Source organism: Undibacterium sp. Ji49W (genome assembly GCF_049340205.1).
Lineage (GTDB): Bacteria > Pseudomonadota > Gammaproteobacteria > Burkholderiales > Burkholderiaceae_D > Undibacterium.
The window spans coordinates 1-1,454 of record NZ_JBMPOW010000045.1 but is presented as its reverse complement, the minus strand read 5'-3'; the positions used below and the strand labels follow the sequence as shown (position 1 = coordinate 1,454).

General features: G+C 46.9%; 1 protein-coding gene. It reads left to right on the top strand.

The genetic code is table 11. From position 1 onward, the window contains the following. Positions 1 to 45: 45 nt before the first annotated feature. Positions 46 to 1,421 (top strand): IS3 family transposase gene (locus ACO0LK_RS26945; RefSeq protein WP_422980599.1). Its coding sequence is split into 2 segments (ribosomal slippage): positions 46 to 526 and positions 526 to 1,421, totalling 1,377 coding nucleotides; the frame shifts between segments, so codons are not numbered across the junction. The last annotated feature ends 33 nt before the right edge of the window (positions 1,422 to 1,454 follow it).

Below are 1,454 nucleotides of genomic sequence, written 5' to 3'. Positions count from 1 at the left end.
TGAACTGAACCCAAAAAGTTGGACACCAACTTTTTGGGTTTTTTCATGACTAAATACGACGAGCAGTTCAAGTTAAAAGTAGTGCAGGATTATCTTGCTCATAAAGCAGGGTATAAAGTGATTGCACAAGAGCATGGTCTTTGCCATTCGATGGTGAGGAGGTGGGTAAGCCTATATCGTCTCCATGGTGTCGCAGGACTGGCGAAGAAGCAGAGGCCTGGTAAATACGATGTAGAGTTCAGACTGTCTGTACTTATGTGCCTATGGGATAACCAGCTTTCCTACGGAGAAGTTGCGGCCATATTTAATATCCGCAGTCCGGGATGTATTGGTATTTGGGAGCGCTGCTATCATAATGGCGGTATAGATGCCCTGGTACCACGTATACGTGGAAGACCCAAGAAGATGCCCGACACCAAGCCACAACCCCCTTCATTGCCAATGAATGATGAAACCCGCACACGCGAAGACTTGCTCGCGGAAGTCAGCCATTTACGCATGGAGAATGCCTATTTAAAAAAGTTGCGGGCCTTGGTTCAATCTCAGCAGCAACAGCAGGCGACAGCGCGCAAAAAGCGCAAGTAGTCATTGAACTAAGGCAGTATTTCCCTTTGGCAGATCTGCTCAAACTAGCAGGTCTGGCCCGGAGTACTTTCTATTATCAACAGAAAGTTTTGCAGACAGAGGATAAGTACCAGGGGCTCAAGAAACGAATCGACACCGTTTTTACGCGTCATCAGGGGCGCTATGGTTACCGACGAGTCACTCTGGCTATCCAACAACAAGGCGTGAGAGTCAACCATAAGACCGTACAACGGCTGATGAGCAAGCTCGGCCTGAAGTCATTGGTACGACCAAAGAAATACCGGTCTTACAGAGGTAACGTAGGACACACCGCCCCCAACGTCCTGGAACGGCAATTTGACGCGGATGGCATGCATCAGAAATGGGTAACTGATGTGACGGAATTTAATGTCGCAGGAGAGAAACTGTACCTGTCTCCAGTGATGGATTTATATAACAGGGAAATTATTGCCTTTGAGACAGCCAGGCGACCCGCTTATGAACTCGTCGGGAAAATGTTAAAGAATGCCTTGGCGAAACTCAAAGCACACCAAAAACCTGTCCTGCATTCTGATCAGGGCTGGCAATACCGTATGCTTGCCTACCAGCGTGCATTACAGCAAAAACAGGTCGTGCAAAGCATGTCACGTAAGGGCAATTGTATCGACAATGCGGCTATGGAGAGTTTCTTCGCCGTATTGAAGTCCGAGTTCTTCTATCTCAACAAATTTAGCAGCGTCGAAGAACTACAAACAGGCATCAAGGATTATATTCACTACTATAATCACGACCGGATCAAGGTCAAACTAAAAGGACTGAGTCCTGTGCAATACAGAAATCAGTCCTTGGCTACTTAGATAATTAACGTCCAACTTAATGGGGTCACTTCA